This is a genomic window from Lelliottia nimipressuralis (assembly GCF_004115925.1).
Taxonomy (GTDB): Bacteria; Pseudomonadota; Gammaproteobacteria; order Enterobacterales; family Enterobacteriaceae; genus Enterobacter; species Enterobacter nimipressuralis.
In genome coordinates, this window is the sequence record NZ_SDDX01000029.1 from 1 (window position 1) to 16,600 (window position 16,600).

General features: G+C 51.2%; 11 protein-coding genes and 3 tRNA genes. 6 read left to right on the forward strand and 8 right to left on the reverse strand.

The window, feature by feature from the left end; genetic code table 11:
* Positions 1-7: 7 nt before the first annotated feature.
* The 8 genes from ETG88_RS20130 to nagB all read right to left on the reverse strand — a co-directional run bounded on the left by ETG88_RS20130 (position 8) and on the right by nagB (position 6,449).
* Positions 8-82 (reverse strand) — tRNA-Gln (locus tag ETG88_RS20130).
* Positions 83-105: 23 nt separating this feature from the next.
* Positions 106-190, reverse strand: a tRNA-Leu gene (locus ETG88_RS20135).
* Positions 191-199: 9 nt separating this feature from the next.
* Positions 200-276, reverse strand: a tRNA-Met gene (locus ETG88_RS20140).
* Between the two features lie 224 nt (positions 277-500).
* On the reverse strand, positions 501-2,165 hold the full coding sequence (asnB, locus tag ETG88_RS20150; protein ID WP_102104404.1) for an asparagine synthase B: 1,665 nt from the start codon (positions 2,163-2,165) through the stop codon (positions 501-503).
* A 250-nt stretch (positions 2,166-2,415) separates the two neighbouring features.
* Entirely contained in the window at positions 2,416-3,168 is a 753-nt protein-coding gene (locus ETG88_RS20155; protein WP_100777208.1) for an HAD-IIA family hydrolase, read from the reverse strand.
* A 47-nt stretch (positions 3,169-3,215) separates the two neighbouring features.
* Positions 3,216-4,436, reverse strand: coding sequence for a DNA-binding transcriptional regulator NagC (nagC, locus tag ETG88_RS20160; RefSeq protein ID WP_129036270.1), 1,221 nt, complete (start codon positions 4,434-4,436; stop codon positions 3,216-3,218).
* 8 nt (positions 4,437-4,444) lie between these two features.
* Positions 4,445-5,593: an N-acetylglucosamine-6-phosphate deacetylase gene (gene nagA, locus ETG88_RS20165; protein WP_102104165.1), complete on the reverse strand. Its 1,149-nt coding sequence runs from the start codon at positions 5,591-5,593 to the stop codon at positions 4,445-4,447.
* 55 nt (positions 5,594-5,648) lie between these two features.
* Positions 5,649-6,449, reverse strand: a complete 801-nt coding sequence (gene nagB, locus ETG88_RS20170) for a glucosamine-6-phosphate deaminase (RefSeq protein WP_100777205.1) — start codon at positions 6,447-6,449, stop codon at positions 5,649-5,651.
* A gap of 331 nt (positions 6,450-6,780) precedes the next feature.
* On the opposite strand from nagB, the gene nagE reads away from it, so the two are divergent.
* From nagE to ETG88_RS20200, 6 genes are all read left to right on the forward strand, one after another.
* Positions 6,781-8,799: an N-acetylglucosamine-specific PTS transporter subunit IIBC gene (gene nagE / locus ETG88_RS20175; protein WP_129036271.1), complete on the forward strand. Its 2,019-nt coding sequence runs from the start codon at positions 6,781-6,783 to the stop codon at positions 8,797-8,799.
* 179 nt (positions 8,800-8,978) lie between these two features.
* Positions 8,979-10,646, forward strand: coding sequence for a glutamine--tRNA ligase (gene glnS, locus ETG88_RS20180; RefSeq protein ID WP_129036272.1), 1,668 nt, complete (start codon positions 8,979-8,981; stop codon positions 10,644-10,646).
* Positions 10,647-11,090: 444 nt separating this feature from the next.
* A complete protein-coding gene (chiP, locus tag ETG88_RS20185; protein WP_100777201.1) occupies positions 11,091-12,488 on the forward strand; it encodes a chitoporin ChiP in 1,398 nt (465 codons plus the stop codon).
* A gap of 46 nt (positions 12,489-12,534) precedes the next feature.
* A complete protein-coding gene (gene chiQ / locus ETG88_RS20190; RefSeq protein WP_107704300.1) occupies positions 12,535-12,870 on the forward strand; it encodes a ChiQ/YbfN family lipoprotein in 336 nt (111 codons plus the stop codon).
* 795 nt (positions 12,871-13,665) lie between these two features.
* Positions 13,666-16,182: a type VI secretion system Vgr family protein gene (locus ETG88_RS20195; protein WP_129036273.1), complete on the forward strand. Its 2,517-nt coding sequence runs from the start codon at positions 13,666-13,668 to the stop codon at positions 16,180-16,182.
* Positions 16,183-16,201: 19 nt separating this feature from the next.
* Positions 16,202-16,597 carry a DUF4431 domain-containing protein gene (locus ETG88_RS20200; protein WP_129036274.1) on the forward strand — a complete coding sequence of 132 codons (396 nt, stop codon included), beginning with the start codon at positions 16,202-16,204 and terminating at the stop codon, positions 16,595-16,597.
* The last annotated feature ends 3 nt before the right edge of the window (positions 16,598-16,600 follow it).

The following is a 16,600-nucleotide window of genomic DNA, read 5'->3' on the forward strand; positions in this document are numbered from 1 at the left end:
AAGAATATGGCTGGGGTACCTGGATTCGAACCAGGGAATGCCGGTATCAAAAACCGGTGCCTTACCGCTTGGCGATACCCCATCCGTGCAACGCGGAACTGGAAATGGTGCGGGAGGCGAGACTTGAACTCGCACACCTTGCGGCGCCAGAACCTAAATCTGGTGCGTCTACCAATTTCGCCACTCCCGCAAAAAAAGATGGTGGCTACGACGGGATTCGAACCTGTGACCCCATCATTATGAGTGATGTGCTCTAACCAACTGAGCTACGTAGCCATCTTTTTTTCGCGTTACCTTATCGGCGTTGCGGGGCGCATTATGCGTATAGAGCTTTGCAGCGTCAATACCTTTTTCAACGAAAATGGCCGGATTGTGACTGTTTGGTTAGGTTGCGAACAGCGTGGCCGAATAATCGGCAATTATTGGTTATTAATCGTTTTTGTTCTGCAAAACGCGAGGCATAAAAAAGGCCCCGAAGGGCCTGAGTACGATTCTGGCGATTACTTATAGGCCGACTGGTGAACCCCTACCGCGCGTCCTGATGGATCGTTCATGGATTTGAACGATTCATCCCACTCGATGGCTTTCGCTGAAGAGCAGGCCACTGACGGGCCGCCAGGCACACACTCTGCCGCGCTTGCGACCGGGAAAAGTTCTTCGAAGATTTCACGGTACAGATACGCTTCTTTCGAGCCAGGCGTGTTGTACGGGAAGCGGAAGCTGGCGGTTTCCAGTTGTTGATCGGAAACCTGCTTCGCCGCCACCTCTTTCAGGGTGTCGATCCAGCTGTAGCCCACGCCGTCGGAGAACTGCTCTTTCTGACGCCATGCGACGCTTGCCGGCAGGTAAGATTCGAAACATTCACGCAGAATATGTTTCTCCATTTTACCGTTGCCGCACATTTTGTCCTGCGGGTTGATGCGCATGGCCACGTCGAGGAACGATTTATCGAGGAACGGCACGCGGGCCTCCACGCCCCAGGCGGACATCGCTTTGTTAGCGCGTGCGCAGTCAAACATATGCAACGCCTGCAGTTTACGCACCGTCTCTTCGTGCAGCTCTTTGGCGTTTGGCGCTTTGTGGAAGTACAGATAACCGCCAAACACTTCGTCAGACCCTTCGCCCGACAGCACCATTTTAATGCCCATCGCTTTGATTTTGCGCGACATCAGGTACATCGGGGTGGATGCGCGAATGGTGGTCACGTCGTAGGTTTCGATGTGATAAATCACGTCGCGGATCGCATCCAGACCTTCCTGCACGGTGAAGTGAATTTCATGGTGCACGGTACCCAGATGGTTTGCCACTTCCTGCGCGGCTTTCAGATCCGGTGCACCTTCCAGGCCTACGGCGAAGGAGTGCAACTGCGGCCACCAGGCTTCAGAGCGCTCCCCGTCTTCCACGCGACGCGCAGCGAATTTTTTGGTGATCGCGGAGATCACGGAAGAGTCCAGACCGCCAGAAAGCAGCACGCCATAAGGCACGTCAGACATCAGGTGGCTTTTTACGGAATCTTCCAGCGCCTGACGCAGCGCGTTTTTGTCGGTGACGTTGTCTTTCACCGCGTCGAAATCGAACCAGTCGCGCTGGTAATACTGACGGATTTCGCCGTCTTTGCTCCACAGGTAGCTGCCTGCCGGGAACTCTTTAATGGTGCGGCACACCGGGACCAGGGCTTTCATTTCAGAGGCGACGTAGAAGTTGCCGTGTTCGTCGTGACCCATATACAGCGGGATAATACCGATGTGGTCGCGGCCAATCAGATAGGCGTCTTTTTCGCTGTCATACAGTGCGAAGGCAAACATGCCTTGCAGATCGTCCAGGAATTCGGGTCCTTTTTCCTGATACAGGGCAAGGATGACTTCGCAGTCGGAACCCGTCTGGAACGCGTAGCGATCGCCGTATTCTGCGCGCAGCGCCTGATGGTTGTAGATTTCACCGTTAACGGCCAGCGCGTGAGTTTTTTTCTCGTTATACAGCGGCTGGGCACCGGCGTTGACATCAACAATCGACAGACGTTCGTGAGCCAGAATCGCTTTATCGCTTGCGTACACGCCGGACCAGTCCGGGCCGCGGTGACGCATCAGGCGAGAAAGTTCCAGTGCTTTTTTACGCAGTTCGCCCGCGTCAGTCTTGATATCCAGTACGCCAAAAATTGAACACATAACCTTCTCCGTTAACCCTGTTGCAGTGTGATGTCGCTTGCTTATGAAAATGCCGCAAAACACGGTGTGCGCGCAAGACTTTTACGGGCGAAAACGCAAATAACGCAACAGTCATTGCTGAATGTTGAAAAAAGAGTATGTCGTGAGCAGATTTATTGATGATTATGCAATGAATGGCGTTTTTTATTAGATGGCGTTGCGTTTTTAAGGCCTGAAAATGAGAAACCACGCTCAGCGGCGTGGTTTTTCGTCAGATAACGTCGATTTCAGCAACCGACGGGTAAATCCAGCTCGGCCTGAACGGCATGGCGTCAATGTCATCCAGGGTGGAGACGCCCGAGAGCACAAGGATCGTTTCAAGCCCGGCCTGGAAACCGGCCAGAATATCCGTACGCAGGTTATCGCCGACGATCACCGTTTGCTCGGAGTGGGCCTGCATTTTGTTGAGCGCCGCGCGCACAATCCATGGGCTAGGTTTGCCTACCACGAAAGGTTTACGGCCAGAGATTTTCTCGATGCCCGCGCAGAGCGCGCCGCACGCCGGGTAATATCCGCGCCCGTGGGTATCCGGGTTGGTGGCAATAAAGCGCGCGCCTGTTGCCACAAAATAGGCGGCTTTGTGCATCATTTCCCAGTTAAATGAGCGGGTCTCACCCACGATGACGAAATCCGGGTTGACATCGGTGATGGTAAATCCGGCTTTATACAGCTCATGGATCAGCGCGCCTTCCCCGACCACGTAAGCCTTTTTCCCTTCCTGACGTTTCAGGAAGTCGGCGGTTGCCATGGCGGAGGTGTAAAACACGCTGTCCGGCACGTCGACACCGGCGGTGGCGAAGCGGTTGGCCAGATCCTGGCCGGTCTGCGACGGATAGTTAGTCAGCAGAACCAGCGGCATTCCCTTTTCCAGAATACGGTTCAGAAACTCAGCGGCACCGGGCACCGCAACGTTATCGTGCATCAGCACGCCGTCAATATCACAAATCACATTCTGAATGGTCATGGACTACCTGGCATCTCAAAAAAAGAAGGCGTAACTATAAAGGGCTGTTAGCTTTCCAGCAAACGCTGGAGCAGCAGACCGTTAAGCATGGCGCGTTTCACCAGCGCAAAAGCACCAATGGCGGAGCGGTGATCGAGCGTCGAGCGCACGACCGGCAGGTTCTGGCGGAAGGCTTTCAGCGCCTGAGTATTGATGCAGCCTTCGATGGCCGGAAGCAGCACTTTTTCCGCTTCGGTAATTTCACCGGCAATCACCACTTTCTGTGGATTGAACAGGTTGATTGCGATGGCGATGGTTTTACCCAGATGGCGGCCGACCTGCTCAATCACTTCGCAGGCTAGGGCATCGCCTTTGTTGGCCGCTTTGCAGATAGTGTTGATCTTGCAATCGTCCAGGGTGATACGGCTCTGGTAGCCCTGTTCAAGCAGATGACGCACCCGGTGTTCAATCGCTGCATTGGCCGCGACCGTTTCCAGACAGCCGAAATTACCGCAGTGGCAGCGCTCGCCGAGGGGATCGACCTGAATATGGCCAATCTCACCGACGTTGCCGTTACGGCCAATGAAAATGCGGCCGTTGGAGATGATCCCGGCCCCGGTACCGCGGTGTACGCGCACCAGAATAGAGTCTTCGCAATCCTGACTCGCACCAAAGTAGTGCTCCGCCAGCGCCAGGCTACGAATATCGTGGCCGACATAACAGGTGACGTTGAAACGTTTTTCCAGCGCGCCGACCAGCCCCCAGTTTTCGACCGGGATATGGGGCATATAGCGAATCACGCCGCTTTCCGGGTCGACCAGGCCTGGCAGGATCACTGAAATGGCGATCAGCTCGCGGATTTTACGCTGGCAGCTGTCAATAAACTGCGCGATGGTATTCAGCAGCGCGTGTTCCAGCGTCTCCTGAGTTCGTTCGGGCAGGGGATAGTGCTCTTCCGCCACCACTTTGCTGCTCAGATCGTACAGGGTGAGCGTGGTGTCGTGACGGCCAAGACGTACGCCGATGGCCTGGAAATTGCGGGTTTCGGTAATGATGGAGATGGCGCGGCGGCCCCCGGTGGAGGCCTGCTGATCGACTTCTTTGATCAATCCGCGCTCAATCAGCTGACGCGTGATTTTGGTCACACTGGCGGGGGCAAGCTGGCTCTGTTCGGCGATCTGAATACGCGAGATTGGACCATGCTGGTCAATCAGGCGATAAACAGCCGCACTGTTGAGTTGTTTAACGAGGTCAACATTACCAATTTGAGCTTGTCCGCCAGATGTCATACTTTTACTTACTCAGTGACGACCTCGTTACCATTAACGATGGTCTTAATAATTTTATAATCGCGCGTGAAGGCGGTGAGGTTTGCCACCATGCCCGGTGCGATACCGCCCAGCTGTTTGTCCACGCCGATCGCGCGAGCCGGGTAGAGTGTTGCCATACGCAGCACTTCATCCAGCGCAATGCCGCAATGTTCAACGAGGTTACGAACCCCTTCGATCATCGTCAGCGCAGAGCCGCTCAGCGTTCCGTTCTCATCTACGCACAGTCCGTTGCGGTAGTATATTGTTTTACCAGCAAAAATGAACTGTTCAATATTTGCCCCTGCCGGTGCGGTAGCATCGGTGACCAGGCACAGCTTATCGCCTTTCAGGCGTTTCGCGTTGCGGATGTTGGTGTAGTCCACATGCAGGCCATCAGCAATAATGCCACAGTAAACGTCCGGCTCATCAAGAATCGCACCGACCAGACCCGGTTCGCGGCCCGTAATGTACGGCATGGCATTATAAAGGTGGGTCGCAAAAGTAATGCCTGCGCGGAACCCGGTTTTCGCTTCGGCGAGTGTCGCATTGGAGTGGCCCGCTGAGACGACGATGCCTGCCGCCGCCAGTTTGCTGATCACATCCGGCCCGGTCATTTCCGGTGCCAGCGTGACTTTGGTGATCACATCGGCGTTAGCGCACATGAAGTCGACCAGCTCGGGGTCTGGCTTGCGCACGTAATTCGGGTTGTGGGTGCCTTTCTTCACAATGTTCAGCCAGGGACCTTCAAGGTGCAGACCCAGCGCCTGATGCGGGTATTTCGCCAGGTATTCACGCATCACGCGGATACCTTGCTTCATCAGGTTGTCATCGGAAGTAATCAGCGTTGGCAGATAGCTGGTGCAGCCTGATTTCTCGTTGGCTTTCTGCATGATCTCCAGCGTTTCAACCGTGACCGCCTCTGGCGTGTCATTGAACTGCACGCCGCCGCAGCCGTTAAGCTGGACGTCGATAAAACCGGGGGAGATGATTGCTCCATTGAGTGAGCGCTGTTCGATCTCTGGCGGTAATTCAGCCTGCGGGCAGACACGTTCAATCAGGCCATTGGCGATAACAATCGCATGGTCATCCAGAATTTCATGGCCGGTATAAATCCGACCGTGGGTTAAAGCGTACATAACGACCCCCGGTTTAAAAAATCGACCGCCTCTCAGGGAAGAGGCGGCTCTTCAATTACAGACCTTTAATGTTTTCAGCTTCCAACTCGTTGAAGTATTTCAGCGTCTTCACTTTCAGTTCCATGGTAGACGGCTCATCGCACACCACAACGGCTTTCGGATGCAGCTGCAGGCAGCTGATGGTCCACATGTGGTTAACGTTGCCTTCAACGGCAGCTTGCAGCGCCTGCGCTTTCACATTGCCCAGCACCAGAATCATCACTTCTTCGGCATCCAGCAGGGTGCCCACGCCAACGGTCAGGGCGTATTTTGGCACCTGGCTTACGTCGCCATCAAAGAAGCGAGAGTTTGCCACGCGGGTGTCATGGGTCAGGGTTTTAATACGGGTGCGAGACGCCAGAGAAGAGGCCGGTTCGTTAAACGCGATGTGACCGTCGTTGCCCACGCCGCCCATGAACAGGTTGATTTTGCCATAAGAGCGGATTTTTTCTTCGTACTGGCGGCATTCTGCGTCAATATCAGGCGCGTTGCCATTCAGCAGGTTAATATTTTCAGCTGGGATATCAACGTGATCAAAGAAATTACGGTGCATGAAGCTATGGTAGCTCTCCGGATGCTCCTTCGGCAGGCCGACGTATTCGTCCATGTTGAAGGTGACAACGTGTTTGAAGCTAACCTGGCCTGATTTATGCATTTCGACCAGAGCTTTATACGCGGTCAGTGGTGTGCCACCGGTTGGCAGACCCAGAACGAAAGGACGATCGGCAGTAGGTTTGAACGCGTTGATGCGGTTAACGATATGGCGTGCAGCCCATTTACCGACTTGTTCAGCAGTCGCCAGGGGAATCAGTCTCATTGTTCACCTCTAAAGTTAAAGTTAAAAAAAGTGGGCGGATGGCGCGCCTTGACCTGAAATAAGCGTAACCTGGATCACGCGAGGCAGGGGGCAATCCGACTTGATTTTTTGAATGATAAAATAAGTTTTCACTGTTAGCCAGCAAAAGGGAGGGTTAATAACGATATTTGGTGACAAAACTCACAAAAAGTATGCATTTAATTTGCGATACGAATTAATTTTTCACACACTCAGAATGCCAGTGATTCATCAACTGTATTGATAAGTTAGTGACACAATAAAAAACAGCTGAGAACGTGCCTTAAACGGGGTCTCATAGGGGGAAGCACAAGTGAGTATTCTAGGTTATTTACAAAAGGTTGGCCGCGCACTGATGGTGCCGGTCGCCACGCTGCCGGCGGCAGCAATTCTGATGGGTGTGGGTTACTGGATTGACCCGGTTAGCTGGGGTGGTGATAACGCGCTTGCGGCGCTGTTCATCAAGTCCGGTTCCGCCATCATCGACAATATGTCTGTACTGTTCGCGATTGGTGTCGCTTATGGTATGTCCAAAGATAAAGACGGTGCAGCAGCACTGACCGGTTTTGTGGGCTTCCTCGTGTTGACCACACTCTGTTCTCCGGCCGCGGTTGCCATGATTCAGAAGATCCCGGTGGACCAGGTGCCTGCCGCGTTCGGTAAGATCAGCAACCAGTTCGTCGGTATCCTGGTGGGTATCATCTCTGCGGAACTGTACAACCGCTTCAGCGGCGTTGAGCTGCCGAAGGCGCTGTCGTTCTTCAGCGGTCGTCGTCTGGTGCCGATTCTGACCTCCTTCGTGATGATCGCCGTGGCGTTCATTCTGATGTACGTCTGGCCGGTGATCTTCGACGGTCTGGTGAACTTCGGTGAACACATCCAGAAACTCGGCTCTGCAGGGGCGGGTATCTACGCGTTCTTCAACCGTCTGCTGATTCCGGTCGGTCTGCACCACGCGCTGAACTCTGTGTTCTGGTTTGACGTTGCAGGTATTAACGATATCCCTAACTTCCTCGGCGGCGCACAGTCCATCGAAGCAGGTAAAGCGGTTGTCGGTATCACAGGTCGTTACCAGGCGGGCTTCTTCCCGATTATGATGTTCGGTCTGCCGGGTGCAGCGCTGGCCATCTACCACTGCGCACGTCCAGAGAACAAAGCAAAAGTTCTGGGTATCATGATGGCGGGCGCATTCGCGGCCTTCTTCACAGGTATCACCGAGCCGCTGGAATTCTCCTTCATGTTCGTGGCACCGGTTCTGTACGTGATCCACGCAGTGCTGACCGGTATCTCCGTATTCATCGCCGCATCAATGCACTGGATTGCAGGCTTCGGCTTCAGTGCAGGTCTGGTGGATATGGTTCTCTCTTCCCGTAACCCGCTGGCCACTCACTGGTGGATGCTGATCCCTCAGGGTCTTGTGTTCTTCGTGATTTACTACGTGGTGTTCCGCTTCACTATCACCAAATTCAACCTGATGACTCCGGGTCGCGAACTGGCTGTTGCCGGTAGCGAAGCAGATGGTCAGGACGTGAATGTGAGCGGTGACAAAGAGCAGGATGTTGCAGGTCTGGCGCGTCAGTACATCGCCGCTGTGGGCGGTTCTGACAACCTGACCGGTATCGACGCCTGTATCACGCGTCTGCGCCTGAGCGTCAAAGATTCTTCTCTGGTTAACGAAGCACTGGCAAAACGTCTCGGCGCATCCGGTGTGATTCGTCTGAACAAAACCAGCGTGCAGATTATCGTGGGCTTCGTGGCAGAAAAAATCGCTAACGCCATGAAAACCACTGGCCCGGTAGCCGCTTCTGAAGCTGCACCTGTCGTCGCTGCCCCCGCTGCTGCTAAACCGCAGGCTGTTCCTAATGCCACCACCATCGCCGCGCTGGTTTCTCCAGTCACCGGTGAAGTGGTTGCCCTGGAGCAGGTTCCTGATGAAGCGTTCGCCAGCAAAGCTGTCGGTGACGGCGTAGCCGTGAAACCAACGGAAAAAACCGTGGTCTCTCCAGCAGCCGGTACCATCGTGAAAATCTTCAACACGAACCATGCTTTCTGCCTCGAAACCGAGAAAGGCGCTGAGATCGTGGTCCACATGGGTATCGACACCGTTGCCCTGGGCGGTAAAGGCTTCACGCGTCTGGTCGAAGAGGGTGCCGAAGTGGTGGCAGGTCAGCCGATTCTGGAAATGGATCTGGACTTCCTGAACGCCAATGCGCGCTCCATGATCAGCCCGGTTGTTTGCAGCAATATCGACGACTTTAGCGGTCTGGTTCTCCAGGCGAAAGGTCAGGTTGTTGCCGGTCAAACGCCACTGTATGAGATTAAAGGCAAGTAATCGCTCCTGAGTAGAGTCATGCCTTAAGCGGTGGGGGATATCCTCCGCCGCTTTTTTTTGCAGCAATCCTCCCCAATATTCACTTCAAAGCCGTTTTTTGCATAACTAAAGGTTGTCACTACGTCCTGCTTATAAGATCATATGCCGTTATACGTTGTTTACGCTTTGAGGAATCCACGATGAGTGAGGCTGAAGCCCGCCCGAGTAACTTTATTCGCCAGATCATCGATGAAGATCTGGCCAGTGGTAAGCACACCACAGTTCATACCCGTTTCCCGCCGGAGCCAAACGGCTACCTGCATATTGGGCATGCGAAATCTATCTGTCTGAACTTCGGCATTGCGCAAGATTACCAGGGCCAGTGCAACCTGCGTTTCGATGACACCAACCCGGTAAAAGAAGACATCGAATACGTTGAGTCCATTAAGAACGACGTGCAATGGTTAGGCTTCAACTGGTCTGGCGATATCTGCTACTCCTCGGACTACTTTGATCAGCTGCACGCCTACGCGATTGAACTGATCAACAAAGGCCTGGCCTACGTAGATGAGTTGTCTGCAGATGAAATCCGCGAATACCGTGGCTCGCTGACTGCGCCGGGCAAAAACAGCCCGTTCCGCGATCGCAGCGTCGAAGAGAACCTCGCACTGTTCGAAAAAATGCGTGCCGGTGGCTTCGAGGAAGGTAAAGCCTGTCTGCGTGCGAAAATCGATATGGCGTCTCCGTTCATCGTGATGCGCGATCCGGTGCTGTATCGCATTAAATTTGCCGAACACCATCAGACCGGCAACAAGTGGTGCATCTACCCGATGTACGACTTCACCCACTGCATCAGCGATGCGCTGGAAGGCATTACGCACTCTCTGTGTACGCTGGAATTCCAGGACAACCGTCGCTTGTACGACTGGGTGCTGGATAACATCACCATTCCTGTGCATCCGCGTCAGTACGAGTTCTCTCGTCTGAATCTGGAATACACCGTGATGTCCAAGCGTAAGCTGAACCTGCTGGTGACTGACAAGCACGTTGAAGGCTGGGATGACCCGCGTATGCCGACCATCTCCGGTCTGCGTCGTCGCGGCTACACGGCGGCCTCTATTCGCGAGTTCATCAAACGTATCGGCGTGACCAAGCAGGACAACACCATTGAGATGGCCTCTCTGGAGTCCTGTATTCGCGAAGATCTGAACGAAAACGCCCCGCGCGCAATGGCGGTTATCGATCCCGTTAAACTGGTCATCGAAAACTACCCGCAGGGTGAAAGCGAGCAGGTCACTATGCCTAACCATCCGAGCAAGCCGGAAATGGGCAGCCGTGAAGTGCCGTTCAGCGCGGAGATCTGGATCGATCGCGCAGACTTCCGTGAAGAAGCGAACAAGCAGTACAAACGTCTGGTGCTGGGCAAAGAAGTTCGCCTGCGCAACGCGTACGTGATCAAAGCTGAGCGCGTAGAAAAAGACGCGGAAGGCAACATCACGACCATCTTCTGCACTTACGACGCCGAGACCCTGAGCAAGGATCCGGCGGACGGACGCAAAGTGAAGGGCGTCATTCACTGGGTCAGCGCGGCACACGCACTGCCGGTTGAAATTCGTCTTTACGATCGTCTGTTCAGCGTTCCTAATCCAGGCGCAGCAGAGGATTTCCTGGCGACCATCAACCAGGAATCATTGGTCATCAAACAGGGCTATGCAGAACCTTCCCTGAAAACAGCCGAAGCAGGTAAAGCGTATCAGTTCGAGCGTGAAGGTTACTTCTGCCTCGACAGCCGTTATGCAACCGCTACCAAACTGGTGTTTAACCGTACCGTCGGTTTGCGTGACACCTGGGCCAAGATTGGCGAGTAAGCCCTGGTCAATGAGAGACAAACGCCGCATAACGCGGCGTTTTTTTTTGCTTATCGATCATGCTTTTACTTTTCGCATCTATTTTTAACATTAAAATTACACGTCAATGAGCTGCTACTTATTTTTTTTAATAAAGTTTCGCGTAACGTGAAATAAGCGAAATTAAAGTATGTAAGCGCTATCAATTATCATTACCTACTGAATTTAACCATTTTTTTTCTGATTAAGCCTTGTCCCGAGTGATATGTTTCAAATCACTACCAATTATGTGCACTTCGTCATAATCCTGCATTTTGCCCACTGAAAAGCGTTGATAATTCGCGTCGCGAAAAATAGTCTAAAGGCGGTAGTTAATTCGAGGGTATTACAGACTACCCCTGACCATTTGGTCTTTTAGATTTTTCGCCGTTTAAGGCGCTTTTATTCGTCAAAGAGGAACAATCTATGCGTACGTTCAGTGGCAAACGTAGTGCGCTGGCGCTGGCTATCGCCGGTGTGACAGCAGTGTCGGGATTTATCGCGGCTCCGCAGGCTCAGGCAGCAGGCTTTATTGATGATTCAACGCTAACGGGCGGTATCTATTACTGGCAACGTGAGCGTGACCGTAAAGACGTCACCGAAGACAAATATAAAACAAACCTTTCTCACTCTACCTGGAACGCCAACCTGGATTTCCAGTCCGGTTATGCCGCTGATATGTTTGGCCTGGATATTGCCGCGTTTACTGCCATTGAAATGGCGGAAAACGGCGATAGCGCACACCCGAACGAAATCGCATTCTCCTCCAGTAATAAAGCTTACAAAGAAGACTGGTCGGGCGATAAGAGCGGTATCAGCCTGTATAAAGCGGCGGCCAAATTTAAATACGGTCCGGTATGGGCGCGCGGCGGTTATATTCAGCCAACCGGCCAGACTCTGTTAGCACCGCACTGGAGCTTTATGCCGGGTACTTACCAGGGCGCAGAAGCCGGGGCAAACTTTGATTACGGCGACGCTGGTGCGTTGAGCTTCTCGTACATGTGGACCAACGAGTACAAAGCGCCGTGGCACATCGAGATGGACAAGTTCTACCAGAACGATAAAAAGACGCGGGTGGAATATCTGCACTCACTCGGCGCGAAATATGACTTCAAAAATGATCTGGTACTGGAAGCGGCATTCGGTCAGGCAGAAGGCTACGTCGATCAGTACTTCGCCAAAGCCAGCTACAAATTCGATATCGTTGGCGGCCCGCTGACCACCAGCTATCAGTTCTACGGTACGCGCGACAAAGTCAGCGATGGCGGCGTAAACGATCTGTATGACGGCACCGCATGGCTGCAGGCACTGACCTTCGGCTACAAAATTGGTCAGGTAGATTTACGCCTCGAAGGAACTTACGTTAAAGCGGAAGGGCAGCAGGGCTACTTCCTGCAGCGTATGACGCCAACGTATGCCTCGTCTAACGGTCGTCTGGATATCTGGTGGGATAACCGTTCTGACTTCAACGCCGACGGCGAAAAAGCGCTCTTCTTCGGCGCGATGTATGACCTTAAAAACTGGAATCTGCCGGGCTGGGCAGTGGGCGCATCTTACGCCTACGCATGGGACGCGAAGCCAGCTGACATGGCGACGCCAGATGCCTACTACGATCCAAACTATCGTCTGAAAGAGTCTTCATACAGCCTGGATGCAATGTATACCCTGCAGGATGGTCGCGCCAAAGGCACCATGTTCAAACTGCACTTCACGCAATACGACAACCACTCCGATATTCCGAGCTACTCGGGCGGTTACGGCAACATCTTCCAGGATGAGCGTGACGTGAAATTCATGGTTATCGCACCTTTCACCATCTTCTGATGAACGATCTGGCGGGATCACTCCCGCCGGAATGGAGACCGACATGTTGAAGAAAATCGCATTCGTTGCTGTGCTGGCCGCAGGGCTGACCGCCTGCGCACAACCTCAGGCACAGAAAGAAGACTCTCGCCTGAAAGAGGCTTACAGTACCTGCATTAACACCGCTGAAGGCTCGCCAGAAAAAATCGAAGCCTGTCAAAGCGTACTGACGGTGCTGAAGAAAGAGAAAGCCCATGAGCAGTTCGCGACGCAGGAAAACATCCGCGTGATGGATTACCAGGCCTGCATTCAGGCGCGTAAAACCGGTAACGATCAGGAAGTGGCAAAACGTTGCGATCAGATCTGGAAAGAGATTCGCAGTAACAACACGACCACACCGTAATCTAAAAGGCATTTCATCTCAGGGGAACACGCCGTTCCCCTACATCACGCTATGTAGACCTCTGTGTTGCCACACCTACTCTTTCAGGGTTTATTAATTATTTTTATACAATGAAAAGCGTGCGCACTGGCATTTTGTTCAAAAAATGTGAGAGCACGTTCCCCAACAGATAAATTCTTCCTCCCATGTACAGGGGAAAGGATTAGTCCTCAAAACAGTCGAGTTACTACGTACGGGTATCCCTTGAACAAGTGTCAACGGGATGCGTTTCCATTTTTACTTTTTGTCCTCCCTACAGAGCGAGAACGACACCAGTGGTTATTATTTCACCGTGAGAAACATTGTAGGGTGTGGAATGCCGCGGCGGTGAAGTAGAGTACTCAATCAATGTCAATAACGGTACAGGACGCAGATAATACAGCGCTTTAAGCTAATAGTGTTCTTCAATGTTATGCGACTTTCCCGCGATATCCTTTGTATTTTTGTTAAATAGATTAAGTACCCTAAGTTATGAGGAAGAGTGTTACGTTAGTCAAGATGTGCAACGTGAAAATTAACGAAAGGGTATTCTTTTAGTTTCAGATTGATAATTCTACAGCTTGTATTATAGACTTTGTTTTCAAGTGTATTAAAGCATGGCAATATCTCTTTTGCTGACAAAGGTACGCGGCTCCACACATTGTAAATATAAATTATTTATTACTAACTTATAAGTTTTCCCTTTGTGTGGATATATTTTTTAAGTGATTATTAGTCGTGATTTCATTATTTGTATGAATAAATCAGGAAGATATTATGGCTCTACAGGGATTGAGATTTACGTTGAATATTGAGGGCCTTGCAGAAGAAGCGGTAGCTGTGGTCCGATTCGGCTTGCAGCAAAAATACTCTCAACCTTTTGTGCTGAACGTCGATATTGCCAGCAAGCTTGCTGATCTCACGGCTGTGAATTTTCTCGAAAAGAAGGCTGTGTTAACGATATTCCAGGGGGCCGAGGCACAGCGATATATTAGTGGAATTGTTACCAGCGTATCGCTTGGCGAGAACAACAATTGGCAGATGAGGTATCAACTGCGGATTTCCCCGCCCTTATGGCGCTGTGACCTTAGACAAAATTTCCGTATCTTTCAGCAGCAAGATATCCAGACTATTTCATCGCTACTATTGGCTGAGAATGAAGTCACTGACTGGACTCCTGTCTTCTATGAATCCCATCCCTCTAGAGAATTTTGCGTTCAGTATGGAGAATCGGACCTGGCGTTCTTAAACCGATTATGGTCCGAAGAAGGACTTTTTTATTATGACTGGCACGCCAATGGCGAGCCGAAGCAAAATATGGTCCTCACCGATGATATTGCAGGCACCGCAGCATTGGGAGAGATGCCTTTTAACCCAAACGCTGGATCGACGGAATGCATCAGTGAGTTTCGTTATCAGGCACAGATAAGACCATCCTCGGTAGAAATTCAGGACTACACATTCAAAGCACCCGGCTGGCAGGGGTATTACGGTCACAAGGGTGAGCATCTTAATGGGCAACGTACGCAGTATGAGGTCTTTGATTATCCCGGTCGGTTCAAGGATGAGCAACACGGAGAAGATTTTGCTCGCTATCAAATAGAAGGTTGGCGACACAATGCTGAAATCGCCACAGGTCAAAGCAATTCGCCAAAGCTGTGGCCAGGAATTCGCTTTACACTTAGCGGTCATCCAGCTGCATCCTTAAATACTGAATGGCAGGTCGTTACAAGCCTAATAAACGGCGAACAGCCGCAGGCGGAACATGGCAGTCAGGGGCGGGGAACGACGATGAGCAATTATTTTAGTGTCATTCCAGCCGATCGCACCTGGCGGCCATTGCCGTTGGCAAAACCCCGAGTGGATGGCCCACAAAGCGCTTTTGTTACCGGTCCTGAAGGCGAAGAGATCTTTTGTGATGAACATGGGCGAGTGCGGGTCCGGTTTCACTGGGATCGTTACAGTCCAGGTAATGAGGGTAGCTCGTGCTGGGTCAGAGTTTCACAGGCGTGGGCGGGGACAGGTTTTGGCAATCTGGCCATCCCACGTGTAGGTCAGGAAGTGATCGTCGATTTTCTGAATGGCGATCCTGACCAGCCTATCGTCATGGGACGAACTTATCATCAGGATAACCGCTCACCGGGAAGTTTGCCGGGCACAAAAACGCAGATGACCATTCGCTCAAAAACTTATAAAGGAAGTGGTTTTAATGAGCTGAAGTTCGAAGATGCGACGGGCAAAGAACAGGTCTATATCCATGCTCAAAAAGACATGGTCACCGAGGTTCTGCATGATCGAAACACTACGGTTAAAAATGATCATCAGGAAACTGTTTCTCATAACCAAAAGGTGAATGTAGGGCTCGGCCAGACAATTAGCGTCGGAAGCAAAAAAGAAGGCGGGCACGATCAGAGTCTTTCTATTACCCATGACCAGATCGTAAAGGTCGGCAACAATCAGACATTGACGGTTGGCAATGATCGACATATTCGTACCGGGAATAACGACCTGTTACAGGTGACTAATGATCGAAAAATAACGGTTGAGGGGAAACAGGAACATAAAACAACCCGAGACCACATCTCCCTGGTACAAGGCCAAAAAAGTTTGACGGTCCAAGGGGATCTCGCCCAGAAGGTTGCCGGGGCGTTAGGGATGAGTGTAGCGGGAGATATTGTGCTGAAAAGCAGTGGGAGTATTAGCCTGCAGGCGGGAAATTCGTTTGTGGTTATTCATGCTGGTGGCGTCGATATTGTGGGCCCGAAGATTAATCTGAATGGAGGAGGTTGCCCGGGAAAGCCCGTTGAGCCGTTACGGCCTTCTGCCTTGACGGCTCAAAAGGAGGACTGGACTTCTTCAGACAATCAGCCTGGTGAGGATTCGCAGTTTGGTAATGCGGATAATTCTTCTGATTCAGGGAATAATGACGATACAAAATCAGAAAAATATAGTTTGAGGTTCGCTTTGTCGGAAGATTTCGTTAGTAAACCTTATGTGTTAAAGGATAAAAATGGAAATACCCTTTCCCAAGGGGTTATTCCTGAAGATGGCCGTACACCAAGGATTAAATTCGATAAGCCAGATGAGTTAAATCTTACGGTAGGAATTGTTGGATGGAATATGACTTCTCTGAATCCTGTTCCATCCTCTCAGGATAATCAAATTATAGAGTTTACTGAAGAGGATTTAACGGCTCCTGATCCATGGTTTGACAAACTGGATACGAGTTATGGAGATTTTTTACCCGCAGATTTAGTCACAAAAATAATGGTTGGTGTTACAGGTGAAGAGTGATGCTTTTAAAGGAGATAAGATGCGTTCACTATTATTGGTGTTAGGATTATTTGTGATAGTCAGTGCTCATTCCACATGTCTTAAAATTGCAGATATCACTACGCTGACAGGTAAGTTGGTGATGAAAACTTATTCAGGACCAGATGACGATATAAAACAGTATAAGAGATTCGTACTTGAATTAGACAGGCCATTGGATTGTGTAGTCGATGTAGATGACACATTTCCTGAATGGAATAAAGATGTTACGGTGTTATTAACCGCAGAATCTATGAATGATAAAATTCCACGGTATATAAATAAACATGTAGTGATATCAGGTGAGGCTATCCTTGCCGAAAGTGGATATCATTTCACTGCGATTTTAATTCTTTTAAGGGGAATAAAAAATTATGCTGAGGTTGCTAAAAAATGACAA